Raw genomic sequence first — 24,406 nt, 5'->3', positions numbered from 1 at the left:
CGGTCCGCATCTCGTGGGCCGGCGACCCGGCCCACAGGTGACCGGGTCGTCAGACCGGGGTCTCGGTGCTGCGGCCGTGCGCGGGAATCGCGAAGGCGACCACGGCGGCGATCGCACTCATGACGAGGGCGATGGCCGACGCCCACAGGTAGCCCTCGGCGGTCGGCACCTCGATCGCGGTGCCGTCGGCGACGGGAACCGAGATCATCGACCACGTCAGCAGCATGCCGACCGCGGCGGCGGCCGTCGAGGTGCCGATGATCCGCATGAGGGCGTTGACGCCGTTGGACTCGCCGGTCTGCTCGACGCTGACCGACTGCATGATGAGCGCCGGCATCGCGGAGTAGGCGATGCCGAGACCGGCGCCGATGCAGCAGGCGATGACCATCATGTGGATCCAGGTGAGGTCCCACGGGCCGGCGATCCCGACGATGAAGATCACGTAGCCGATGCCGATGATGACCGCGCCCAGGGCGAGGGAGATGCGGGCGCCGAAGACGGCGTTGATGCGACCGCTGATGTGTGAGAACACGAACATGACCAGACCGCTGGGCGCGAGGATGAGACTCGCGTGCACCATGTCGTACCCGAAGCCGTCCGGGCTGTTCGTCGGGGCCATCAGCAACTGGATCGGGATGAGTTGCATCGCGTAGAAGGCGAAACCGGTCGCGATCGACGCCAGATTCGTCAACAGCAGCGGGCGCTTGCCCAGGATGCGGAGATCGATCAACGGACTGTCGCGACGGAGTTCGACGAGGACCCACACGCCCAGCGACACGAGGAAGCCGGCGAACAGGCCGAGCGTCAGCGGAGCGGACCATCCCCACTCGGCGCCCTTGGACAACGGCAGCAGCAGACAGACGAGGAGCACCGTCAGACCGAGGGCGCCGAGCGCGTCGAACCGGCCGCCGGAGGGCTTGGCGGTGGAGCGGACCGTGAGGGCCACGCCGACACCGGCCAGCGTCGCGGCACCCGCACACGACCAGAACAGGGCGTGCCAGCTCACGTGTTGGGCGATGAGGGCGGCGACGGGGAGCCCGAGCGCACCGCCGATGCCGAGTGAGGCGCTCATCGTTCCCACCGACGAGCCGAGGTGGCGGGGCGGGACGATGTCGCGCATGACGCTGATGCCGAGCGCGACGATGCCGAAACCCAGCCCCTGGAGACCGCGGCCGATGATGAACAGCGGGAGCGACGTCGCGACCGCGCAGGCCACGGAACCCGCTGCGACGAAGCCGAGACTGACCAGGATGGCGAGGCGTTTGCCGTACATGTCGCCGATCCGCCCGCCGATGGGGGTGGCGACCGCGCCGAGCAGCAGCGTGATCGTGATCGCCCACGTGGTGTCGGAGGCATCGGCGTGCAGCAGCGCGGGGAGCTGAGGGATGAGCGGCACGATGATCGTCTGCATCAATGCGACAACGATGCCGGCGAGGCAGAGCACGGCCACCGCGAGCCGCGGGTGGGGCTTCTCGGCGGTGGGATCGGGGGGCGGGAGGTCCGGAGTGCTGTCCGTCGTTCCGTCGGCGTCGGTGCGGCTGGTCACGCCGTCATCCCGCTGGTTCCGCTCATCGATTGTGCACACCTCCGAACGACCAGGATATCCGGCGGGCCGCGGGTGCAGACGTTCGCACCCGGCGGGAAGCCTCGGCGTCCGGGCTACGCGAGGTCTGCCAGGCCGACGGGACGGGGCCAGCGCGGGGTGAGTCCGTCGCCCGACGAGACGCCGCGGATGCGGCGCACCACCCAGGGGCCGAGAAAGGTCCGCGCCCACTCCGCGTTCTGACGCCGCTGCTCCCGCCGGGTGGCGACCGCGGCGGCGGCCATCGTCTCGGGCGTGATGTGGTGGTCGACGCCGAGCAGGTCGAGGACCCGGCCGGCCATCTGTGCGTGACCGAGCGGCGACATGTGCAGGCGATCGGCGTCCCACATGCGGTAGTCGTCATAACCGGCCATCCGCCAGAAGTCGCAGATCAGTGCACCGTGCTTCTCGGCGACCGCCCGGACGAGTTCGTTGTAGATGGCGACCCGTCCACGCAGCATCCGGAACACCGGAGCCCATCCGGTGTCGTAGGCGGTGAAGACGACGACGGTGGCGCCCGTCGCGGTCAGGTCGCGCAGGGCCTCGTCGTACCGCGCGATCATCGCGTCGAGGTCGAGGGACGGGCGCATGAGATCGTTGCCGCCGGCGTAGATGGTGACCAGGTCGGGCTCCAGGGCGATCGCCGGACCGATCTGCTGGGCGAGCACCTCGTCGAGCAACCGGCCGCGGATGGCCAGGTTCGCATAGCCGAAGCCCGCCCCGCCCTCGGCGGACGCCGCGGCGGCGAGTTGTTCGGCGACACGGTCGGCCCACCCGCGTACCCCGTTGGGTCGGGCCGGGTCCGGATCGCCGACTCCCTCGGTGAACGAGTCGCCCAAGGCGACGTAACGGGTGAAGCCCACGGCAACGCCTTCCGGTCGGATCGGAGTGGTTCCGACGACGCTAATCCCGTGCGCCGTCGGCCGACAAAGCGAGCCCGTGACAGAGCGATCGGTCGGCATTCCGACGGAGCGATCGATCGGCATTCGCGAATTCCCGACGCTGCGGATCTCTCATTGTCGAATCCTGCTGGAGAGTATTTCTCAACACTGCGGCAATGAGTGCCACGTACATTGCGCGGCAATTGTTTTCGATCACCTTTCCCGAGGCGTCACAGTGCCGTGCCGCCGCCTTTCCGACGCGGTGGACGGCGTCGGGGAGCACGGTTTCCGAGGGGGTCGAAGGCGGTGTGAGGGGGTGGCCGAACGGCCGGTCTCGGTGAGTAGGATCACGACGTGAACTGCCCGTGGAAACGGGTCGGCGTCGTCGGGACATTCGCGTCGATCCGTGCCCGCCGGGAGTTTGTTCGCGCGATCTCCACCGCGATTGTGCGAGTCGCTGAGCACGCGCCGGACCGGCGCAGGCGTGAGAGAAAGAGAACACCACGATGTTCGACAAGGTTCTGGTCGCCAACCGCGGCGAGATCGCCATCCGCGCATTCCGCGCCGCCTACGAACTGGGCGCGCGCACGGTCGCGATCTTCCCGTACGAGGATCGCAACTCGGTGCACCGGCTGAAGGCCGACGAGTCCTACCAGATCGGGGTGCCGGGACATCCGGTTCGGGCCTACCTGTCGGTCGACGAGGTCGTCAGCGCGGCGGTCCGGTGTGGCGCCGATGCTATCTACCCCGGTTACGGATTCCTGTCGGAGAACCAGGGTCTCGCCGCCGCGTGCGCGGAGGCGGGCATCACCTTCGTGGGCCCGAGCGCCGAGATCCTGGAGATGACCGGCAACAAGGCGACCGCGGTGGCCGCGGCGAAGGCGGCTGGGATCCCCGTGCTCGCGAGCTCGGAGCCGTCGTCGGATCTCGACGAGTTGCTCGCCGCGGCGGAGGACATGCAGTTCCCGGTCTTCGTCAAGGCGGTCGCGGGTGGCGGCGGGCGGGGGATGCGCCGCGTCGACGAGCGTGCCGACCTCGCCGAGGCCATCGCGGCCGCGTCGCGCGAGGCCGAGGCCGCGTTCGGCGACGCGACGGTGTTCCTGGAGCAGGCCGTGGTCAACCCGCGGCACATCGAGGTGCAGATCCTCGCCGACACCTACGGCAACGTCATCCACCTCTACGAGCGCGACTGCAGCCTGCAGCGCCGCCATCAGAAGGTGATCGAGCTCGCGCCCGCACCGAACCTCTCCGACGAGTTGCGCGAGCAGATCTGCTCGGACGCAGTGGCTTTCGCGCGATCGATCGGCTACTCGTGCGCGGGCACGGTGGAGTTCCTGCTCGACGAACAGGGTCGCCACGTGTTCATCGAGATGAACCCGCGTATCCAGGTCGAGCACACGGTGACCGAGGAGATCACCGACGTCGACCTCGTCAGCGCGCAGCTGCGCATCGCATCGGGGGAGTCGCTGGCGGATCTCGGACTGACCCAGGACACGATCCGCATCCGCGGTGCCGCGCTGCAGTGCCGGATCACCACCGAGGACCCCGCCAACGGCTTCCGGCCCGATGTCGGGCGCATCACCGCCTACCGTAGCCCCGGCGGTGCCGGCGTCCGGCTCGACGGCGGTGCGAACCTCGGCGCCGAGGTGAGTGGCCACTTCGACTCGATGCTCGTCAAACTGACTTGTCGCGGACGGGATTTCCCGACCGCGGTGCGGCGTGCGCGCCGCGCCGTGGCCGAGTTCCGAATCCGTGGCGTCGCGACCAACATCCCGTTCCTGCAGGCGGTGCTCGACGATCCGGATTTCCGCGCCGGGCGCGTCACGACCTCGTTCATCGACGAGCGTCCCGGTCTGCTGACCTCGCGTTCGTCAGCCGACCGCGGTACCAAGATCCTGTCGTACCTGGCCGACGTCACCGTGAACAAGCCGCACGGTGAGCGGCCCACCACGGTGTACCCGCGCGACAAGCTGCCGACCGTCGAGCGTTCGGTGCTCGCCTCGCCGCCGAACGGCTCGCGGCAGCGTCTGCTGGAGCTCGGACCCGAGGGGTTCGCGCGCGACCTGCGCGAGAACCCGCGGCTGGGCATCACCGACACGACGTTCCGCGATGCGCACCAATCGCTGCTCGCGACTCGCGTGCGCACCAACGGGCTGCTCAACGTGGCGCCGTACGTGGCCGCGCTGACCCCCGAACTGCTGTCCGTCGAGTGCTGGGGCGGGGCGACCTACGATGTGGCGCTTCGCTTCCTGAAAGAAGACCCGTGGGATCGGCTGGCGCAGTTGCGGGAGGCGATCCCCAACATCTGTCTGCAGATGCTGTTGCGCGGCGCCAACACGGTCGGCTACACGCCGTATCCCACCAAGGTGACGACCGCGTTCGTGTCCGAGGCGACCGACGTCGGCATCGACATCTTCCGGATCTTCGACGCCCTCAACAACATCGACGCGATGCGACCCGCGATCGACGCGGTCCGCGAGACCGGCACGGCGGTGGCCGAGGTGGCGATGAGCTACACCGGCGATCTGTCCGACCCGGGCGAGGACCTCTACACGCTCGACTACTACCTGCGGCTGGCCGAACAGATCGTGGAGGCGGGCGCGCACGTCCTGGCGATCAAGGACATGGCGGGTCTGCTGCGCGCTCCCGCGGCGACCACCCTGGTGTCGGCGCTGCGGCGTGAGTTCGATCTGCCGATCCACGTGCACACCCACGACACCCCGGGCGGACAGCTGGCGACCTACATGGCCGCGTGGCAGGCGGGGGCCGACGCGGTCGACGGCGCCAGTGCCGCGCTGGCGGGCACCACGAGCCAGCCGCCGCTGTCGGCGATCGTCGCCGCGACCGCCCACACCGAGCGGGACAGCGGCATCGACCTCGCGCGGGTGTGTGACCTCGAGCCGTACTGGGAGGCGCTGCGAAAGGTGTACTCGCCGTTCGAGTCCGGTCTCCCGGCGCCGACCGGGCGGGTCTACTCGCACGAGATCCCGGGCGGGCAGCTGTCGAACCTGCGGCAGCAGGCCATCTCCCTCGGGCTGGGCAACCGGTTCGAGGCCGTCGAGCAGGCGTACGCCGCCGCTGATTCGATGCTCGGCCGACTGGTCAAGGTGACCCCGTCGTCGAAGGTCGTCGGCGACCTCGCGCTCGCGCTGGTCGGCCGCGGCATCACCGCCTCGGACTTCGCGGCCGACCCGGCGTCCTACGACATCCCGGACTCGGTGATCGGCTTCCTGCGCGGCGAGCTGGGCGACCCACCCGGTGGCTGGCCCGAACCGCTGCGCACCCTCGCGCTGCAGGGCCGCGCGCCGGCCCCCGAGGTCACCCCACTGTCCGCCGACGACGAGGCCATCCTCGACAAGCCGGGTCGTGACCGTCAGGTCCGGCTCAACCACCTGCTCTTCCCCGGTCCGGCAAAGGAATTCGAGGAGCACTACGAGGCCTACGGTGACACGTCGAGGCTCTCGGCCAACCAGTTCTTCTACGGACTGCGCTACGGCGAGGAACACCGCGTCGAACTCGAACCCGGTGTCGATCTGCTCATCGGGCTGGAGGCGGTCAGCGAACCGGACGAGCAGGGCATGCGGACCGTCATGTGCGTCCTGAACGGTCAGCTGCGCCCGATCGCGGTGCGCGACCACTCCGTCGACTCGGCTGTCGCGTCGGCGGAGAAGGCGGACCGCTCCAACCCGCACCACATCGGTGCCCCGTTCGCGGGCGTCGTGTCGCTGTCGGTCGACGTCGGCGACGAGGTCGCCGTCGGCGCGACGATCGGCACCATCGAGGCGATGAAGATGGAGGCGGCGATCACCGCCCCGGTCGCGGGCACCGTGACCCGACTCGCCATCGGACAGGTGACGCAGGTCGCGCCGGGGGATCTGCTGATCGAGATCCGCTGAGCAGATCGGCGGCGGGGCGCCTGGCCCCGCCGCCGGTTCAGCTACCCCGGTACGTCGAGTAGGCGAAGGGGCTCAACAGGATCGGTACGTGGTGATGTCGCCCGGGATCGTCGATCTCGAAACAGACGTCGATCTCGGGATAGAAACCCTTGATGTCGTTGTCGGCAAACCAGTTACCGGTGTCGAAGACGAGGTGGTAGATCCCGGGGACGAGCGCCTCGGTGTTCACTGCGGTGATGCGACCGTCCGAATCAGTGCTGCCGCTGGACAATTCGGTCCCCGACGCATCCTGCAGGGACACCTCGAGGCCGACGGCGGGTGAACCCGACACCGCGTCGAGGACGTGCGTGGACAGACCGGTCATCTCGAAATCCCTTCGTCGGCGGCGTGCTCGGTCGACAGCATACGGAGCAGGCGGGCGCGGTTGATCTTCGCCAGTTCCGCACGCAGTACCCGGCGTTCGGTGGAGGCGTCGTTGGTCATCCGTGTCCGGAGGATGGCGAGCAGCTCGTCGGCGGGCCGCTCGTTCGCGAAGACCAGGTAGACGTGCCCGAACCGCGCCTCGTAGGCGACATTGGCGTCTCTCAGCTCGGCGAGCACCGAGGCCGACGAGCCCGCCACCCCGGACTGTTCGCGCGCCGACGAGGCGTTGTCGGGCCGGTCGCCGATCCGCGGATGCCCGGCGAGCGCCTCGTCGAGGTCGTCCTCGCTGATCTCGGCCAGTGCTCGATCGGCGGCATCGAGCACAGCGGGTACATCGCCGAAGGGCCGCGCGAGCATCATGCGCTCGACCCAGGCCGTCGATGCGCAACAGCTGCGCAGTGCTGCACGGGCTTCGTCGTCGTCCATCTCGTTGAGCCGCATGATGACCAGCCTAGGAGGCGTGGTCGCTGACGGCGCGTGGAAGATGGGGCGATGGACGACGTCACCGGGACAGCGCCCCCGGACGACCCCGCGGGACGGGTGCTCGGTGTGGTACTCGCCGCCGGAGCCGGGACCAGGTACGGGATGCCGAAGATCCTCGCGCACGACGGCCAGTGGCTCGAGCGGGCGGTCGCGGCGTTGCGCGACGGCGGTTGTTCCGAGGTGACGGTCGCCATGGGCGCCGCGGTCGTCGAACCACCGGCCGGTGCCGAGACGCTGATCGTCGAGGACTGGGCCGACGGCGTCGGCGCCACGGTGGCGGCGGCCCTGCGGTGGGCGATGGCACGACCGGACGCGGCGGGGCTGACGGTGCACGTGGTCGACACCCCGGCCACGGGCGCCGACGTCGTAGCCCGCGTTCTGGGCGCGGCATCGGGTGACCGCGCACTTCTCGCGCGAGCGGTCTTCGACGGCAGTCCGGGGCACCCGGTGTACATCGGTGCCGACCATTTCGGACCGGCTCTGCGTGTGGTCGATGGTGACGTGGGTGCTCAGGTGTATCTCCGGTCCCGGGCGGTGACCCGCGTCGAGTGCGGGGATCTGGCGCCCGGCGTGGACATCGACGAGCGGCCCTGACCGGGGATCAGCGTGCCCATTTCGAGACCTTCTCGTCGCCGTTCCGGTGCACGGTGATCCCACGTGGGACGACGTCCATGTCTAGGGTGCAGACATAGCCGGGTAACGGAGCGCTATTCGTCGAAGCGGGTGATCACCGTGGCGCACGATCGTCGTCGACGCCTCACCGCGATTCTCGCCGCGCTCGTCGTGGGAGCCGGCCTCGCGGCATGCGCCACCGGGCCCGACGGACCGGAGCGGACACCGCCGGCCCACGCCGCGCAGGACGCGCATCTGCCGCCCGGATTCGACACCACCTTCCGCTGGACCGCGACCGGTGTCCTCGATCCACAGTCCGCCGAGGGCACCTTCGTCCGAGCCTTCACCGAGTCCTTCGAACTCGCCAACGCCGGACGGTCGGCGCGGTGGGGCTACCCCGGTTTCGCCGACGCCGCGCCGTCGAACATCGACCAGATGGTGACGGCGTACCCCCCGATCCAGTCGACCTCGGGCCGCGAGGTCGGCACCGCCTTCTATCAGGGGTTGCGCCGCGTCGACGACAACGGCTGGGCGCGAATCGTGATGTGCCGTCACGGGTATCGGTCGGTGCAGCAGAACGGCGAGTGGACCGTCGGATACGACACCCCGCGGCCGGTTGAGATCGACATCCGCCGCGTGGGAACCGATCCCGCGGCCGCACCACGCGGGGGCGAGCGGACCCCCGGCGCCGACGTGTTCGGCGGCTGGTACACCTCCCGCTACGACTTCGCGGCCCTGTATCCGACGCCGACCCCGGATCAGAAGGCGTGCGCCGCAATGACTCCGGACGGTATGCCGCAGTGGCTGCCGATGGCCGACACCGAGCCGTGGCCGGCCCAGCAGCCGGTACCGGGGTGGTCGAGCTATCCGGGCGCGGCCTGACTCCGCACCGCAGGGCAGCGACTACTGGTAAGGCAGTCCGCCGAGCAGATCGTCGAGGTGCGCCGGCAGGTCCCGGACCCGTACCCCGGTGGCGTTGTAGATCGCGTTGACCACCGCGGCGGCACTGCCGACGATCCCGATCTCGCCCGCACCGCGCGAACCCATCGGGGTGGCGTGCTCGTCGCGGTCGTCGAGGCAGATCGCGTCGACGTCGGCGATGTCGGCGTGCACGGGAATGTGGTACTCGGCGAGATCCTGCGTGACCACGTGTCCGAACCGGTGATCGCGGACGCTCTCCTCATGCAACGCCATCGAGATACCGAAGGTCATGCCGCCGATGAGTTGCGAACGGACGGTGCGCGGGTTGATGGCGCGGCCGATGGAGAACACCCCGAGCATGCGCGGGATGCGGATCTCCCCGGTGTCGATGTCGACGCCGACCTCGACGAAGTGCGCGCCGAACGAGGCCACGGTGAACTTCTCGAGATCGGGGTTGTCCGCCGCCTCCGCGCTGAGTTCGGCGTCCGGAGGCGGATCGTCGCCGAAACGTGCACGGAACTGATGCGCGGCGGTGACGATGGCCGATCCCCAGGACGAGGTGCCCGACGAACCGCCGGCGACGGTCGCGCTGGGCAGCGCGCTGTCGCCGATCTCGATGTCGACGACGTCGGTGGGTACGTCGAGCGCGTCGGCGGCGATGATCTTCAGGGTCGTCCACGCACCGGTGCCGATGTCGGTGGCGGCGATCCGGACCGTGTACCGCCCGTCGCGATGGGTGATCGACGCCGCGTTGCCCGGCTGCACCATGTGGGGATAGGTCGACGACGCGACCCCCAGGCCGACCAGCTGCCGACCGTTCCGGCGGGCCGCCGGCTCCGCCACACGCCGCTCCCAGCCGAATCGTCGGGCTCCCTCGCGGAAACAGTCGAGTAGCCGCCGCGACGACCACGGGTTGCCCGTCTCGGGGTCCTCGGGCGGTTCGTTGCGCACTCGCAACTCGATCGGATCGAGGTCGAGGGCATGTGCCAGTTCGTCCATGGCGACCTCGCCGGCGAACATCCCCGGAGCCTCGCCGGGCGCACGCATCCAGAACGGGACCGGGACATCGAGGGGGACGACGTGGTGATCGGTCCGCCGATGGTCGGCCGAGTACATCGATCGTGAGGTGACCGCGGCCTGCTCGGCGAACTCCCCGGCATGTGCGCTGTGGGTGAATGCCTCGTGCACCATCGCGGTGATGTGGCCGTCCCGATCGGCGGCCAGCCGCAGACGGGATCGGGTGGGCGCGCGGTGTCCGACGAAGACGAACATGTGCTGCCGGGTCACCGCGAACTTCACCGGACGACCGGGCAGGCGCATGGCCGCCATGGCCGCGAGCACGTCGTGCGAGTGCGGCGAGCCCTTCGACCCGAATCCACCGCCGACGTGCGGCGCCATCACCCTCATCTGCTCGGGTTCGAGACCCAGCACCGGCGCCAGCGAGGACACCACGCCCTGAGTCGACTGGGTCGAATCGTAGAGCGTGAGGACAGCGGCATCCGCATCCCAGGTGGCCACCACGGTGTGCGGCTCCATCGGGTTGTTGTGCTCCTCCGGGGTGGAGTACCACTGGTCGACCGTGACCGTGTCCCCGCCGGTGGTACTGGCCGCCTCGTCCAGGATTCGATCGGGGTCGCCGTCCTGTGAGGTGGGCTCGAACCCGCCGTTGACCTGTTCGGGCCGGTAGCTGTCGGGGTGATCGACGCGGAACTCGGTGTCGTGGGCGTCCTCGTCGTAGGTGACGGTCACCGCCGAGGCGGCTTCGCGTGCCGTCTCGGGACTCTCCGCGACGACGGCGCCGATCAGCTGCCCGCGGTAGGCGATTTCGGGCGACTGCAGGATCGTGAGGTCGCCGCTCGAGGTGTCGGCCAGTTCCGGTGCATTCTCGGGTGTGAGTACGTACAGCACACCGGGCGTCGATTCGGCTGCGGCCGTGTCAAATCCGGCGATGCGTCCGCGCGCGATGGTCGCGGTGATCGGCCACAGGTACGCGGCCTCGGTGAGGTGCTCGTAGGCATACGGCGCGGTGCCGCGCACCTTGTCGGCGCCGTCGATGCGGGCGTGGGAGGTACCGATCGCGGTCATCGAGTGCTCAGCTCCCGCAGGGTGGCGATCAGGGTGCGGCGGGCGAGGTGCACCTTGAACTCGTTGCCCTCGAGTGCACGGGCCTCGCCGAGTTCGGCATCGGCTGCCGCGGCGAACAATTCGGTCGACGGTCGCTGACCACGCAGCACCTCTTCGGCCCGCGCGGCCCGCCAGGGCTTGTGCGCGACACCGCCGAACGCGATCCGCGTTGCGCCGATGGCGTCACCGTCCATGCTCACCTCGGCCCCGACGGACACGAGCGCGAAGGCGTACGACGCACGGTCGCGCACCTTGCGGTAGGTCGACGACGAGTCCGGCAGGGGCGGTGGCACGTCGATGGCCACGATGACATCGTGCGGCTCGAGCACCGTGTCGCGCTCGGGATGCTCACCCGGGAGCCGGTAGAAGTCACCGATGTCCACCACGCGCTCGCCGTCGGGGCCTTGCACGACGATGCGCGCGTCGAGGGCGGTGAGGGCCACCGCCATGTCGGAGGGGTGGGTCGCGACGCAGGTCTCGGATGCACCCAGGATGGCGTGATACCGCGTGTATCCGCCGACGGCCGAGCAGCCCGAGCCCGGCGTCCGCTTGTTGCACGGGGTCGTGACGTCCTGGAAGTAGACGCATCTGGTGCGCTGCAACAGGTTTCCCGCATTGGTCGCGAGGTTGCGCAACTGCGGCGAGGCGCCCGAGAGCAGGGCGCGGGCCAGGACGGGGTAGCGGCGCCGGACAAGGGGATGGGCGGCGGTGTCGGCGTTGCGGGCGGTGGCGCCGAGCCGGAGCGAGCCGTCGGGGCGTTCGGTGATGTCGTCGAGCGGCAGGCGGGAGATGTCGAGCAGTGCCGGCGGGTCGGCGACGCCCAGCTTCATGTGGTCGACCAGGTTGGTGCCGCCGGCGATCAGCTTCGCGCCGTCGTGATCCCGCAGGAAGTCCACGGCGGCGAGGACGTCGGTCGCACGCTCGTAGGTGAACGGGATCATCGATCGGCCGCCTGTCGGATCGCCGCGAGGATGTTCGGGTACGCCGCGCATCGGCAGAGGTTGCCGCTCATCCGTTCCCGGATCTCGTCGTCGGCCAGCGGACTCGCGTCGCCGCTCGACGACGGGTCGAGGTCCTCGGTGACGTGGCTGGGATACCCCTGTTTCGCCTCGTCGAGCATCCCGATGGCCGAGCACAACTGGCCGGGGGTGCAGTAGCCGCACTGGAAGGCGTCCTCGTCGATGAACGCCTGCTGCATGTCGTGTAGCTCGTCACCGTCGCCCAGGCCCTCGGCGGTGACGATGTCGCTGCCCTCGTAGGAGACGGCGAAGGACAGGCAACTGACGATGCGCCTGCCGTCGACCAGCACGGTGCACGAACCGCACTGGCCGTGATCGCATCCCTTCTTGGGCGAGAAGATGCCCAGCCGGTCACGCAGACCGTCGAGCAGTGTTGTTCGCGTGTCCACGACGACGTCGTGTTCGGCACCGTTCACGGTCAAGGAGACTTTGGCTTCCACGTCGCGAGGCATACCCGTCCGTAGAGGCGGTAAACACCCGCCGAGAACCGCGAAATGTCTGGAACAATCGGTCGAATGGCCCCCTCGAGACCCAGAGTTGTTGTGATCGGTGCCGGATTCGCGGGTATGCACTGCGCCCGCAGGCTCAAGAACGAGCCGGTCGACGTCACCATCGTCGACCGCGGGACCAGCCATCTGTTCCAGCCGCTGCTGTACCAGTGCGCCACCGGTCTGTTGTCCGAGGGCGCGATCTCCAGCCCGGTTCGGCATCTGACCCGTCGGCACAAGAACCTCGACGTCGTCCTCGGCGAGGCGTCGGCCATCGACGTCGAGGGTCACGAGCTGACGGTCGACCGCATCGACGGGTCGTCGTTCCGTCTCGGCTACGACTACCTCGTGGTCGGCGCCGGCATGCGCACCGCCTACCGCGGCAACGAGACGTTCGCGGAGTTCGCGCCCGGGATGAAGACGCTCGATGACGCGCTGTCGATCCGCCGCAAGATCATGGCCGCGTTCGAGATGGCCGAGACGATCACCGACCCGGAGGAGCAGCGGTCGTGGCTCACCTTCGCGGTGGCGGGCGGCGGCCCGACCGGCGTCGAGCTCGCCGGACAGATCCGGGAGGTCGCGACCCTGGCGCTCGAGCGCGAGTTCGACGCGATCGATCCGGCGCAGGCGCGGGTGCTGCTGCTCCACGGCGGCGACCGCGTGCTGCCGTCGTTCTCGACGCGGCTCTCGGCCAGCGCCCAGCGCACGCTCGACAACCTCGGCGTCGAGACCCACCTCGGCGTGCACGTCACCGGGGTCGGAGAGGACCACGTCGAGACGACCCGCAAGGCCGACGGGACCAAGAACGTCTACCCGGCGCGCACGACGCTGTGGACGACGGGCGTCGAGGCCGTCCCCTTCGCCACCACACTCGCCCGGTCGCTGGGTGTCGAACAGGACCACGGCGGGCGGATACCGGTCGAGGACGATCTCTCGGTCCCGGGCCATCCCGACATCTTCGTCTGCGGCGACATGAGTTCCTACCGAGACCTGCCCGGGGTCGCCGAGGTGGCGATGCAGGGCGGCCGGCACGCCGGGGCGGTGATCGCGGAAACCGTTGCAGGGCAACAGGAAAGAAGTCCGTTCAGATACCGCGATCTGGGTACCGCGGCCTACATCGCCCGCCGCCACGCGATCGTCCAGTCCGGCCCGCTCCAGCTGTCGGGGTTCCTCGGCTGGGTGGCCTGGGGCGTCATCCACATCGCCTTCCTGGCGGGTGTCCGCAACCGGATGGGGACCGTCATGACGTGGGGCGCAACGCTGCTCACCGACACTCGGCGGGAGCGCGCCATCACCTACGGCAGCCCGGAGACGGCGAGGCAGCCCTACGGGCAGTGACCGGTTAGATTCGGCCCGCTCGCTTCGCTCCCGGCGCCGGGTCGATTCGGCCCGCTCGCTTCGCTCCCGGCGCCGGGACCCGAGTTCTCCCCGATTGCTTGTCCGTGACCGCCTCGCCTGGTATTGAGAGTAGAACACGTTCTAATTTTGGTTGTTCTTCTGACGGGCGAGGAGTCCTCCATGCACACCCCGATCTGCGACGAGCTCGGTATCGAGTTCCCGATCTTCGCGTTCACCCACTGCCGGGACGTGGTGGTCGCGGTGAGCAAGGCGGGCGGTTTCGGAGTGCTCGGCGCGGTTGGCTTCACCCCCGAGGAGCTCGAGATCGAGCTCAACTGGATCGACGAGCACATCGGCGACCGTCCCTACGGCGTCGACATCGTCATCCCGAACAAGTACGAGGGCATGGACTCGAACATGTCGGGCGAGGAACTCACCAAGATGTTGCAGTCGATGGTGCCGGCGGAGACCCTCGACTTCGGACGCAAGCTCCTGCGTGACCACGGCGTGCCGCTCAACGAGGACAGTGACAACTCCCTGCAGCTTCTCGGTTGGACCGAGGCCACTGCCACGCCGCAGGTCGAGATCGCGCTCCAGCACCCCAAGGTCACCCTGATCGCGAACGCCCTCGGGACGCCACCCGCCGACATGATCGAGAAGATCCAGTCCGCCGGCCGCAAGGTCGCCGCGCTGTGCGGATCGCCGAAGCAGGCCCGCAAGCACGCCGATGCGGGTGTCGACATCATCATCGCCCAGGGCGGCGAGGGCGGCGGTCACTGCGGCGAGGTCGGCTCCATCGTGCTCTGGCCGCAGGTCGTCAAAGAGGTTGCGCCGGTTCCGGTTCTGGCCGCCGGTGGCATCGGCAGCGGTGAGCAGATCGCGGCGGCGCTGGCCCTCGGGGCGCAGGGCGCGTGGACCGGATCGCAGTGGCTGATGGTCGAGGAGGCTGAGAACACCCCGGTCCAGCAGCAGACCTACATCGACGCCTCCAGCCGGGACACCGTACGGAGCCGATCGTTCACCGGCAAGCCGTGCCGCATGCTGCGCAACGACTGGACCGAGGCCTGGGAGGATCCGAAGAATCCCGATCCGCTGGGGATGCCGTTGCAGTACATGGTCTCCGGGATGGCGGTGGCCGCGACGCACAAGTACCCCGACGAGAGCATCGACGTCGCCTTCAACCCGGTCGGGCAGGTGGTCGGGCAGTTCCGCAAGGTCGAGAAGACCTCTGCGGTGATCGAGCGGTGGGTGACCGAGTACATCGACGCCACGAGCAGCCTGGACTCGTTCGCCAACGCGAACGCCTAGCCGGGGCTAATTCGCGCGGCCTCGTTTCCGTCCCGCTGATTGGATTCAATCAGCGGGACGGAAACGGCGACGCGGGAGCCGGGGAGTGGCCGGCGCCGTCCTCGGCGATCGTCGCGAGGGGGAGAGTCACCTGGACGGTGGTGCCCGACGGTTCGTTCGGCAGGTACCGGATCGTCCCGCCGTGGCGTTCGACGATGTGCTCGGAGATGATGAGCCCGATTCCGGAACCGTCCTGCTTGGACGAGAACGCGCCGGAGGCGAGGCGATCGGTGGGCGCGCCCGTCATGCCGCGTCCCTGGTCACGGATCCACACGGAGGCCAGTCCGTCGGCCTCGCCGGTCTGGATCGTCAGTTCCTTCACCTCGGTTGTCGGACGGACGATCTCGTCGAGTGCGTTGACGCACAGGTTGATGATGACCTGTCCGATGAGCACGTTCTCGCCCTGGATCGGCAGGTCGCGGTCGGGGATCTCGGCGTACACGCGCACGCCCTGCTCGGCCGCGCGTAGTCGCACGAAGTACAGGCTCTCCTCGACGGTCTCGTTGAGATCCATGAGCGTCGAGGTGCTCTCGATGCGTCGTACGTAGCGGCGGACCGATGCCACGATGTCGGCGGCGCGGTGAAGTTGCTTCTCGATCTGGTCGATGCCGTAGGCGAGGCTGCGGGCGTCGACGGTCTCGGCGGAGACGCGGGCCTTGAGTCCGCTCAGGTAGTTCGTCGACGCCGCGAGCGGCTGCCCGAGCTCGTGGGCCAGGATCATCGCCATGTCACCCATCGCGTGGTAGCGGCTCAGATATTGGAGATTGGCCTCCTGGTAGGCGTTGCGGCGTTCCCATTCCACGCGGTCGGTCACGTCGCGCACGGTCAGGACCCGCGAGGAGATGCCGTCGTGGGCGACGATCTCGAGTTCGCCGGCCAGCCACACGGTGCTGCCGTCGTCCTTGATGATCTCCTGCTGGATCTCGACCGAGCCCGCTCCGTCCGTCAGCCGTTCGACGACGGGGTCACTGGTCAGCCGGGGTTCACACCGGCCGAGGTCTTCCAGATGGACGCCCGACAGCTCCGCGGGGGTGCGGCCGAACAGCTTGGCGGCCAGTGGGGAGATGTCGTCGATGCAGTTGTCGTCGTCGAGCACGACGATCCCGGCCGACGTGTGGGTCATGATGCGCTGCAACGACTCCGACACCCAGGTCAGCTCTTCCTGCAACTCGACCTCGTCGGAGATGTTGCGGAACTCGACCATCACGACCGGCCCGTCCTCGCAACGCACCAGGGTCGCGCGGGCATCGGTGAGGAACTCGGTGCCGTCCTTGGCGCGGTACTTCCACTGCTTGCGGCTCGACCCGTGCACCACCGCGGACTGGAGCCACGCCACGCCGACCTCGCGGCGGTACTGACGCTCCTGGGCGCTCATGTGGTGTGCCTTGAGGGGCTTGAGTTCCTCCAGGGTGAACCCGAAGATGCGGCAGGCGGCCGGGTTGGCCCACAGGATGTTCTTCGAACTCGCCTCGTGGATGAGGATGCCGGTGCCGGTGTGCAGGATCATCTGCTCGAAGTCCCGACGCGCGGGGAACATCGCCATCACCTCACCTTCGCCGAGTTCTGATCTTCGCCCCCGCCACGATGCCATGCAGGTGAGGACACGCAAGTAAGGAATTGCTTACCCGCGGCGCGGGAAGTCCCGATACCGCGTCGGGTCCCGCGTCCATAGTGTCGGACTCGAGATCGAGATTCGATTCCGAACGGAGACAATGATGACCGCGGAGAGCCTGACCGAACGGGTGTGTGCGGAACCGGCGGGGGCGGCGCGCGACGCCGCGTTCGACCACGCGCTCGACGTGCTCCGGGATCGTCGGGACGAGTTCAACTCGCAGCGCTACGTGCCCGCCGACTTCATCGCGTTGCTGAAGCGTGCCGGCATGTACCGGGCCTCGACGCCGGCGGCGTTCGGTGGCGAGCCGATGGCACCGTCGGATTTCATGTCGCTGGTCGAACGCATCTCCGCCGTCGACCCCGCCACCGGGTGGGTGTCCAGCTTCGGGTCGTCGCTGGTGTACTTCGCCGCGCTACCGGCCGAGACGCAGCGGAAGATCTACGCCCATGGACCCGACGTCGCCTATGCGGGCGGACTGTTCCCCATGCAGGAGGCGCAGCGGGTCGACGGTGGCTACCTGTGCTCGGGGGTCTGGCAGTTCGCCAGCGGGTGCCGCGGCGCCGACCTCCTGGGGATCGGTCTGGCCGGCGGACCCGATACCGGCGGCAAACCGCTGACGGCGCTGGTCGATCCGGCCGAGGTCGAGATCGTCGACAACTGGGACGTCGCCGGGATGAAGGCGACCGGATCGCACGCCATCCGCGCCGACCGCGTGTTCGTGCCCGAGGAGATGACCTTCGTGCGCGGCGGCGCCCCGCAGATCGACGAACCGCTGACCCGGTACCCGGCGCTGGCCTACGCCGCCCAGGTGCTGGCCGTGGTGACCCTCGGTGCCGCCCGCGGCGCCCTCGACTACGCCGTCGAGGTCGGCGCGGCGCGGACCTCGATCACCGGAGGTGCCAGCAAGGGCAACCGGCCGGCGTACAAGAGCGGCCTGGCGGTCGCCGAGGCCGAATTGCGTTCGGCGCGAGCGTTCTTCTACGACAGCACCGACCGGGTGTGGGCCAAGGCCGTCGCGGGACAGCACATCTCGACCGACGATCAGGCCCTGTTGCGGTTGAGTGCCACCCACGCCGCGCACGTCGGGCGCAGCGTCGTGCTGCAGGTGTTCGACCTCGCCGGCACCGGGGCCATCTACGAGACCCATCCGCTGCAGCGGTTCCTGCAGGACGCGTTGGTGCCCGCGCAGCACGCGATGCTGCAGACCAACACCTACGAGGCCGCCGGTGCACTGCTTCTCGGCCTCGAGGCCGGAATCCCCAGCTTTCCCTGACCCACCCGTCATCCAGCCCAGACGTCACGACCGCGAGGAGACCATCACCCATGTCCGACGAACCGTTGCGCACGCTGTTCTGTGTCGGGAACAACCAGAACTTCTTCGACCTGCCCAAGGCCGACATCGGTCCGGTGTGGGAGGCCACGATGGAGTTCCTCACGAGTCTGAAGAACCTCGACGGTGTCGAGATCATCGGGACCTTCGACGACGACGACGCCCACATGGTCGGCCCGTCCGACGGCTGGCCGTGGACGTTCTACGTCCTCGCCGACGTGCGCGACCAGCCGACCGTCCGGGCGGCCTGCAACCTGTTGCGCACCATCATGGTCGGTGAACATGCGCTCTGGAAGTACTTCAAGGTCGAGGCGCGGATGGGACGAGCCCTCACCATCCGCGACGACGTCCCCTCATGAGCACCGCCTCCTGATCTCTCGCGCACCGACAGCCCCTCTCCGCGCCCCGGCGCGGTCGACACACGAAGGAACATCGATGACCACCATCGAGCGGCCGACCCGCGGCTTCGCGGACCTCGCCGAGAAGGACCGCGTCGCCGGTCAGCTGTACACCGATCCCGAGATCTTCGCCGAGGAGATGCGCAAGATCTTCTACCGCACCTGGGTGTGGGTCGCGCACGAGAGCGAGGTCCCCGAGGCGGGCTCGTTCAAGACCACCCAGGTCGGGGACCAACCGGTCATCGTGACCCGGGATCGCAAGGGCAACTTCAACACCCTGCTCAACCGGTGCCGGCATCGCGGGGCGACGGTGTGCGACCAGCGCAGCGGCAAGGCCAACGGCTTCACCTGCCCGTACCACAACTGGTCGTACACCCTCGACGGTCGACTGCGCGGCATCCCGTACCCGGACGGTTACGAGGGCGTCGTCGAGAAGAACGACTTCCCCCTGCAGAAGCTGCGCACCGAGAGCTATCTCGGCATGATCTTCGCGACGTTCAACACCGAGATCGAACCGCTCGAAGACCACCTGGGTGATGCGAAGATCTGGATGGAGCGATTCCTGAAGCAGTCCAACGGATTCCCCACCAAGGTCCTCGGCAGTCACAAGTTCCGGTTCAAGGGCAACTGGAAGATCCAGCTCGAGAACACCACCGACGGTTACCACTTCCCGATGGTGCACAAGTCGTGGATGGCCTCTGTCGACGCCGAGACCGCGAACATGATGTCGTTCATGGACGATCCGGCCGCCGAGACGCACGCGCTCGGCAACGGTCACAGCGTCGCGATCATGGCGGCCGCGCACGCGGACCTCGACATCGACGACGGTTCCGAGGAGGTGCAGCCGCGGTTCCAGCATCTCGTCGACGAACTCGCCGAGGCGGGGGAGAGTCCCGAACGCATCCGTCGCTACATGCGCTCGATGCACGGCTGCGGGTTCAACCTCAACATGTTCCCGAACATCGCCATGTCGTCGTCGTTCTTCCGGGTTCTCATCCCGATCAGCGTGGACGTGACCGAGGTGTGGCACATGGCGATCGGCATGGACGGTGGGCCGGAGAGCATCAACCGCGAGCGCCTCCGGATCCACGAGCACTTCCAGGGCCCCTTCGGCTTCGGCAGCCCCGACGACGCCGAGGGATGGGATCGCGTCCAGATCGGCGCCGGTGGCAACCCGAACATGCCGATCCTGGTCAACCGCGGGGAGAACCGCGAGTACACGACCGAAGAGGGTTGGCCCACATCGCATGTCACCGACGAGACGGGGATGCGCGAGTCCTACGCCATGTGGAAGAAGATGATGAGCGATGACTGAACTGCACAGTTTCAACGACCCGCGCGTCCTGCGCGCGATCGCGCTCGTGTGGAAGGAAGCCGAACTCCTCGACGCCAAGGACTACCCGGCGTGGGAGGCCCTCTACACCGATGACGCGCACTACGTCATCCCGATCGATCCCGACACCGACGATTTCGACTCGTCGCTGAACATGGTGTACGACGACCAGCGGATGCGGCGCCTGCGCGTCGAACGGATGATGCAGGGTTACGCGCCGTCGGCGGTCGCCGCTGCCCGCACGGTCCGGGTCATCTCGCGGTTCACCGTGTCGGACGTCAGCGACGACACCGTCATCCTGCGGTCCGCGCAGATCCTCAACGCGTTCAAGCGCGATGCCTTCTCGACGATCGGCGCCGAGCTCACCCACACCATCAGCCTCGGTTCCGACGGTGACGACCGGATCAGTCTGAAGGTGGCCCGTCTCATCGACAGCGAGGACGCGGTCAGCGCCTCCGGTTACCTGGTGTGAGGACGGACCTGGACATGAGTTCGACGAACAAGGGGATCGCGGTCGTCACCGGTGCCGCCGGCGGCATGGGTTCGCACATCGCCCGCCGGCTGCACCGGGACGGTCATCGCGTCCTGCTCACCGACATCGCCCTCGATCCGGCCCAGCGCATCGCCGAAGAACTCTCGCCCGACGGGTCGACCGCACGGGCGGCCGTCCTCGACGTGGCGCACCGGCAGGGTTTCGTCGACGCGCTGGCGCATGTGCAATCCGTCTGGGGCACACCGACGATCGTCGTGAACAACGCGGCATTGACCCAGGCGGCCGATCTCATGACGCTCGACGAGCCGGACTTCACCCGCGTGCTGAACACCAACGTCAACAGCATCTTCTTCGGCTGCCAGGTCTTCGGGGCCGCGATGGCCGACGAGGGGTACGGCCGCATCGTCAACATGGCGTCGCTGGCCGGTCAGAACGGCGGCACCGCCACCGGCGCGCACTATGCCACGTCCAAGGGCGCGATCCTGACGGTCACCAAGATCTTCGCCAAAGAGCTTGCGGCCAAGGGTGTCACGGTCAACGCGATCGCGCCCGGGCCGCACGACCTGCCCGTCGTGAAGGCGACCGTGCCGCCGGAGAAACTCGACGCCGTGATCGCCGGCATCCCCGTCGGGAAGCTGGGCAGCCCCGAGTTCATCGGGGACATGGTCGGCCTGCTGACCGCCGAGAACGCCTTCTTCGTCACGGGTGCGTGCTGGGACGTCAACGGCGGGCTCTTCGTCCGCTGATCGCACCTCGAGAATTATTCGCCACCACCAGGAGCACCGCCATGGCCCTCACCGACGTCGTCGTCTCCGCGATCGTCCAGGAGACCCCGAGCATCAAGACCTTCTACCTGTCGAGGCCCGACGGCTCGACGATGGGGGAGTACACGCCCGGAGCGCACATCGATGTCGTCGGGCCGACCGCCATCACCCGCCAGTACTCGCTGTGCAGCCGGCCCGACGGGCGGGAGTCCTTCGCCGTGGCCGTCAAGCGCGAGGATCAGTCCCGAGGTGGTTCGGCCGCACTGCACGAACTGCGCGTCGGCGACCGGCTGCAGATCAGCGAGCCACGGAACCTGCTCGGGATCGATTCCACAGCAACGCATCACGTCCTGGTGGCGGCCGGCATCGGGATCACCCCGATGCTCAGCATGGCGCGCTACATGGACGTGCACGGGATCGGCTTCGAGCTGCACTACTTCGCCCGGACAGTCGATGACGCGGCGTTCCTGCCGCTGCTGCGGGAGCGTTGCCCGGACAAGCTGCACGCGCATGTCGGCGTCGGTCGTGAGGCCCACGGACCGATCCTGACCGCCGCGCTGGAATCGGCGCCGCAGGGCTCGCATGTCTATGTCTGCGGCCCGGACGGGTTCATGACCAAGGTCCGGGAATTGGCCGAACAGTTCATCCCGGCCGACGCGGTCCACTTCGAGAACTTCCACGCCACCGATCAGCCGGATGCGTCGGAGAACACGTCCTTCGACGTCGAACTCGACGGCGAGATTTATCACGTCCCGGCCGACCGGAGCATCGTCGAGGTCCTCGAGGAGAACGGCTGCGACGTCGACACCTCGTGTCAGGAGGGCATCTGCGGTACGTGCATCATGCAGGTCCTCTCCGGTGATCCCGAGCACCGCGACAACGTGCTGACCAAGGCCGAGCGAGAGTCCGGAGAGGTGATGGCGGTCTGCGTCTCGCGGACCACCGGCGAGAAGATCGTGCTCGACTATTACTGACCCGAGCGCGCCGGCCACCCCTATCCGTTGCCCTAGGGGTTGGTCGGCACCTCGACGTCGAACCGCAGGATGTCCCGGACCAGCGTGCTGATGCTGTCGGCGTCGGTCTTGCTCTTGATCCGGGCACGGTGCACGTCCACCGTCTTGACGCTCATGTCGAGGCGGCGGGCGATGTTCTGGCTGGGTAGACCTTCGACGACCAGCGCGAGGATCTCGCGTTCCCGCGGGGTCAACAGCGCGACCTTCGATTCCACCCACCGCTTCTGCGCGTGGGTGCGGAAGCGTTCGACCGCCTTCTCCATCCCCGCCTGGACGGCGTCGAGCAGCCGCTGCGGGTCGTAGGGCTTCTCCAGGAAATCCATCGCGCCGGCCTGCAGGGTGGACACCGACATCCGGATGTCGCCGTGCGCGGAGACGAAGATGATGGCGACGTGCGGTGCGAACTCGTTGAGCTTCTCCTGCAGCCGCGGGCCGCTCATCGTCGGCATGCGGACGTCGAGCACGATGCACGCGGGGGTGTCCCCGGAGTACTGCGCGAGGAAGTCGTCGGCACTGTGGCAGATCCGCGGCGAGATCCCGATGCTGCCGAGCAGCCAGTCGACCGATTCGCAGAGTTCCGGGTCGTCGTCGACGACGTACACCGCCGCGGTCACATCCGATGCGGTCACGTCCACGCCGCGTCGGCCGTCCAGTAGTTCATCCCGACGGCACTCACCAGATGGCGCCACTCCGACGTCCGGTTGAGCCAGGGTTCCTCGCGCCGGACCGACTCGTCGGCCGCCTCCGGGCCGTCGGCCTCGACGGTCCAGTGCACCCAGTTGACCTCCCGGCCGTACTCGTCGTGCACGAACAGGTCGACATGGTGCCAGCCGTAGTTGAAGGTGTCCTCGTAACACGTGAGGAACATCCGGTGGTGCGTCTCGGGACGGGGTTTGACTGTCATGCAGATCTTCTCTCTCGCAACCGGATCAGACCGGGACGACCGGATGGGACCGGAGCTCGTTCTCGAGCACCGCGGCGACCTCGAACAGGGCCGACTCCCGCCCCGGCAAGCCGATCACCTGTAGTCCGAGGGGCATCCCGGAGTCCGTGGTCGCCCCCGGGACGACGACGACCGGGCAGCCGAGCAGCTGCCACGGTCGGCTCAGGACCGGCGACCCGGTCGCGTCGAGGCCGCTCGGTGCGGGGCCGGGTGCGGCGGGACCGACGATCACCGTGTGATCGCCGAGCGTCTCGGCCAGCAGATCCCGCGAGCGGTCGCGGCGGATGAGGGCGGCCGCGTGGTCCGCGGGCCGGACCGCGCGGCCGGCGTCGACGAGGTCGAGCAGCGCGGGGCTGAGCGCGGCCGCATGGTCCCGGACGACCTCGTCCAGGGTCTCGGCCGCCTCATGGGACATGACGGTCACGTGGTCGTCGGCCAGGGTGCGGACATGATCGTCGAATTCGAGTGCGCGGGTCTCGACGTCGGCTCGCTCGAGCAGGTCCGGCAGCCGGTCGACCAGGTCTGCCATTGCCGGGTCGATCGGGTGCAGGTCGCTGCCGCCCCACACCACCACGGTCCGGACGGTGGAGCGACCGGGAACGATCGGCGAGCGGCCGGTGAAGGCGGTGTACACGTACTGCAGGTCGGCGATGTCGCGGGTGAGGATGCCCAGCGAGTCCAGCGACTCCGAGAGTCCGGTGACGCCGGACAGATCCGTCGAGCCGTGCGCGAGGACCATGCCCGCGGCGCCGCAGTAGGCGGCCGGCCGGGTCAACGAGCCGGCGGTCTGCGTACCCAGCGCCACCGGGATGACGCCAGCCCCGACGGCGGCGGCCGAACCGCTCGACGACCCGCCCGGCGTGTGCCCGGGGTGGTGCGGATTGCGCGTCGGCCCGGGCGAGAAGTAGCCGAACTCGGTCGTGACCGTCTTGCCCTGGATCACCGCGCCCAGATCGCGAAAACGACTGACACAGGGCGCATCCGACGCCGCCGGCGACGACGACGTGACGGGTGAACCGGCACGGGTCGGCAGACCCTCGACGTCGATGAGGTCCTTGACCCCGAGCGAGACGCCTCGCAGGGGCCGGCGACCCGGTATCCCATCCTGCCGTCGTGCCTCGTCGACGACGCCCGGGGACAGCTCGACCCACGCGCGCAGATCGGTGTCGGTGCCGACGATCTCCTCACGGACCTGTTCCGCGAGAATCTCCGCCGACACCACCTTCTCGTGGACCGCGGTCGCCTGCTCACTGATGGGCTGTTTCCAGTAGGCCGAGCTCACCGTTCCTCCTTCATGTGATGGGACCAGTCTGCCCTGTCGCGCATCGCGGCGACAGTAAAGATTTCCCTCGTATCCCCGTAGGGACGGGTGGCCATAACGTCGTTGCCAGCCCCCGACAGCC

Annotated in this window: 22 protein-coding genes; 11 read left to right on the top strand and 11 right to left on the bottom strand. The window is 68.5% G+C overall.

The features are described 5' to 3' along the window. Positions 1-49: 49 nt before the first annotated feature. Together JW364_RS01645 and JW364_RS01640 are read right to left on the bottom strand one after the other, a co-directional pair. Positions 50-1,546: an MFS transporter gene (locus tag JW364_RS01645; RefSeq protein ID WP_055475095.1), complete on the bottom strand. Its 1,497-nt coding sequence runs from the start codon at positions 1,544-1,546 to the stop codon at positions 50-52. Between the two features lie 113 nt (positions 1,547-1,659). Further along, positions 1,660-2,445 (bottom strand): SGNH/GDSL hydrolase family protein, encoded by a 786-nt coding sequence (locus JW364_RS01640; RefSeq protein ID WP_055475094.1) that lies wholly within the window; start codon positions 2,443-2,445, stop codon positions 1,660-1,662. Positions 2,446-2,969: 524 nt separating this feature from the next. Between JW364_RS01640 and JW364_RS01635 the strand changes: the two genes are divergently transcribed. After that, complete coding sequence (locus tag JW364_RS01635; RefSeq protein ID WP_055475093.1) at positions 2,970-6,359, top strand: pyruvate carboxylase; 3,390 nt, start codon at positions 2,970-2,972, stop codon at positions 6,357-6,359. A gap of 37 nt (positions 6,360-6,396) precedes the next feature. Here JW364_RS01635 and uraH read toward each other — a convergent pair whose 3' ends face one another. Together uraH and uraD are read right to left on the bottom strand one after the other, a co-directional pair. Continuing rightward, complete coding sequence (uraH, locus tag JW364_RS01630) at positions 6,397-6,723, bottom strand: hydroxyisourate hydrolase (RefSeq protein WP_055475092.1); 327 nt, start codon at positions 6,721-6,723, stop codon at positions 6,397-6,399. After that, positions 6,720-7,223 (bottom strand): 2-oxo-4-hydroxy-4-carboxy-5-ureidoimidazoline decarboxylase, encoded by a 504-nt coding sequence (gene uraD / locus JW364_RS01625; RefSeq protein WP_055475091.1) that lies wholly within the window; start codon positions 7,221-7,223, stop codon positions 6,720-6,722. Before uraD ends, uraH begins: the two co-directional genes overlap by 4 nt. Positions 7,224-7,274: 51 nt before the next feature. Between uraD and JW364_RS01620 the strand changes: the two genes are divergently transcribed. Then, positions 7,275-7,859 carry an NTP transferase domain-containing protein gene (locus JW364_RS01620; protein ID WP_055475090.1) on the top strand — a complete coding sequence of 195 codons (585 nt, stop codon included), beginning with the start codon at positions 7,275-7,277 and terminating at the stop codon, positions 7,857-7,859. A 129-nt stretch (positions 7,860-7,988) separates the two neighbouring features. Further along, the gene (locus tag JW364_RS01615) at positions 7,989-8,759 is read left to right on the top strand and encodes a hypothetical protein (RefSeq protein WP_055475089.1); all 771 of its coding nucleotides are present in this window, start codon (positions 7,989-7,991) and stop codon (positions 8,757-8,759) included. A 21-nt stretch (positions 8,760-8,780) separates the two neighbouring features. On the opposite strand, the gene JW364_RS01610 is transcribed toward JW364_RS01615, so the two are convergent. From JW364_RS01610 to JW364_RS01600, 3 genes are read right to left on the bottom strand one after another with little or no spacing between them, the layout of a single operon-like run. Continuing rightward, complete coding sequence (locus JW364_RS01610) at positions 8,781-10,883, bottom strand: xanthine dehydrogenase family protein molybdopterin-binding subunit (protein ID WP_055475088.1); 2,103 nt, start codon at positions 10,881-10,883, stop codon at positions 8,781-8,783. Next, a complete protein-coding gene (locus JW364_RS01605; protein ID WP_055475087.1) occupies positions 10,880-11,863 on the bottom strand; it encodes a xanthine dehydrogenase family protein subunit M in 984 nt (327 codons plus the stop codon). Before JW364_RS01605 ends, JW364_RS01610 begins: the two co-directional genes overlap by 4 nt. Then, complete coding sequence (locus tag JW364_RS01600) at positions 11,860-12,381, bottom strand: 2Fe-2S iron-sulfur cluster-binding protein (RefSeq protein WP_055475121.1); 522 nt, start codon at positions 12,379-12,381, stop codon at positions 11,860-11,862. The genes JW364_RS01605 and JW364_RS01600 overlap by 4 nt, the downstream gene beginning before the upstream one ends. Positions 12,382-12,456: 75 nt before the next feature. Between JW364_RS01600 and JW364_RS01595 the strand changes: the two genes are divergently transcribed. Together JW364_RS01595 and JW364_RS01590 are read left to right on the top strand one after the other, a co-directional pair. Further along, positions 12,457-13,767: an NAD(P)/FAD-dependent oxidoreductase gene (locus JW364_RS01595; protein ID WP_055475086.1), complete on the top strand. Its 1,311-nt coding sequence runs from the start codon at positions 12,457-12,459 to the stop codon at positions 13,765-13,767. Between the two features lie 180 nt (positions 13,768-13,947). Further along, complete coding sequence (locus JW364_RS01590; RefSeq protein WP_055475085.1) at positions 13,948-15,075, top strand: nitronate monooxygenase; 1,128 nt, start codon at positions 13,948-13,950, stop codon at positions 15,073-15,075. A 49-nt stretch (positions 15,076-15,124) separates the two neighbouring features. Here JW364_RS01590 and JW364_RS01585 read toward each other — a convergent pair whose 3' ends face one another. After that, positions 15,125-16,651, bottom strand: a complete 1,527-nt coding sequence (locus JW364_RS01585; protein ID WP_159371874.1) for a PAS domain S-box protein — start codon at positions 16,649-16,651, stop codon at positions 15,125-15,127. A gap of 175 nt (positions 16,652-16,826) precedes the next feature. Here JW364_RS01585 and JW364_RS01580 point away from each other — a divergent pair, with 175 nt between their 5' ends. From JW364_RS01580 to JW364_RS01555, 6 genes are all read left to right on the top strand, one after another. Beyond that, positions 16,827-18,002 carry an acyl-CoA dehydrogenase family protein gene (locus JW364_RS01580; protein ID WP_205333734.1) on the top strand — a complete coding sequence of 392 codons (1,176 nt, stop codon included), beginning with the start codon at positions 16,827-16,829 and terminating at the stop codon, positions 18,000-18,002. Positions 18,003-18,052: 50 nt separating this feature from the next. Further along, positions 18,053-18,418 (top strand): hypothetical protein, encoded by a 366-nt coding sequence (locus JW364_RS01575; protein ID WP_205333735.1) that lies wholly within the window; start codon positions 18,053-18,055, stop codon positions 18,416-18,418. A 76-nt stretch (positions 18,419-18,494) separates the two neighbouring features. Further along, positions 18,495-19,772, top strand: a complete 1,278-nt coding sequence (locus JW364_RS01570) for a Rieske 2Fe-2S domain-containing protein (protein WP_055475082.1) — start codon at positions 18,495-18,497, stop codon at positions 19,770-19,772. Beyond that, positions 19,765-20,262: an aromatic-ring-hydroxylating dioxygenase subunit beta gene (locus JW364_RS01565; RefSeq protein WP_205333736.1), complete on the top strand. Its 498-nt coding sequence runs from the start codon at positions 19,765-19,767 to the stop codon at positions 20,260-20,262. Before JW364_RS01570 ends, JW364_RS01565 begins: the two co-directional genes overlap by 8 nt. A 14-nt stretch (positions 20,263-20,276) precedes the next feature. Next, complete coding sequence (locus JW364_RS01560) at positions 20,277-21,029, top strand: SDR family NAD(P)-dependent oxidoreductase (RefSeq protein ID WP_055475080.1); 753 nt, start codon at positions 20,277-20,279, stop codon at positions 21,027-21,029. 41 nt (positions 21,030-21,070) lie between these two features. After that, positions 21,071-22,021 (top strand): PDR/VanB family oxidoreductase, encoded by a 951-nt coding sequence (locus JW364_RS01555; RefSeq protein WP_055475079.1) that lies wholly within the window; start codon positions 21,071-21,073, stop codon positions 22,019-22,021. Positions 22,022-22,053: 32 nt separating this feature from the next. On the opposite strand, the gene JW364_RS01550 is transcribed toward JW364_RS01555, so the two are convergent. Genes JW364_RS01550 through JW364_RS01540 form a run of 3 tightly spaced genes read right to left on the bottom strand, consistent with a single transcriptional unit; the run spans position 22,054 to position 24,285 of the window. Continuing rightward, positions 22,054-22,689 carry a response regulator transcription factor gene (locus JW364_RS01550; RefSeq protein ID WP_374100783.1) on the bottom strand — a complete coding sequence of 212 codons (636 nt, stop codon included), beginning with the start codon at positions 22,687-22,689 and terminating at the stop codon, positions 22,054-22,056. Then, positions 22,686-22,964: a hypothetical protein gene (locus JW364_RS01545; protein ID WP_055475078.1), complete on the bottom strand. Its 279-nt coding sequence runs from the start codon at positions 22,962-22,964 to the stop codon at positions 22,686-22,688. The genes JW364_RS01550 and JW364_RS01545 overlap by 4 nt, the downstream gene beginning before the upstream one ends. A 25-nt stretch (positions 22,965-22,989) precedes the next feature. Beyond that, on the bottom strand, positions 22,990-24,285 hold the full coding sequence (locus JW364_RS01540) for an amidase (RefSeq protein ID WP_055475077.1): 1,296 nt from the start codon (positions 24,283-24,285) through the stop codon (positions 22,990-22,992). Between the last annotated feature and the right edge of the window lie 121 nt (positions 24,286-24,406).

Origin of the sequence: Gordonia sp. BP-119, from assembly GCF_016924115.1 — a bacterium.
GTDB lineage: Bacteria > Actinomycetota > Actinomycetes > Mycobacteriales > Mycobacteriaceae > Gordonia > Gordonia hongkongensis.
This window is presented reverse-complemented; position numbering and strand designations above follow the sequence as displayed.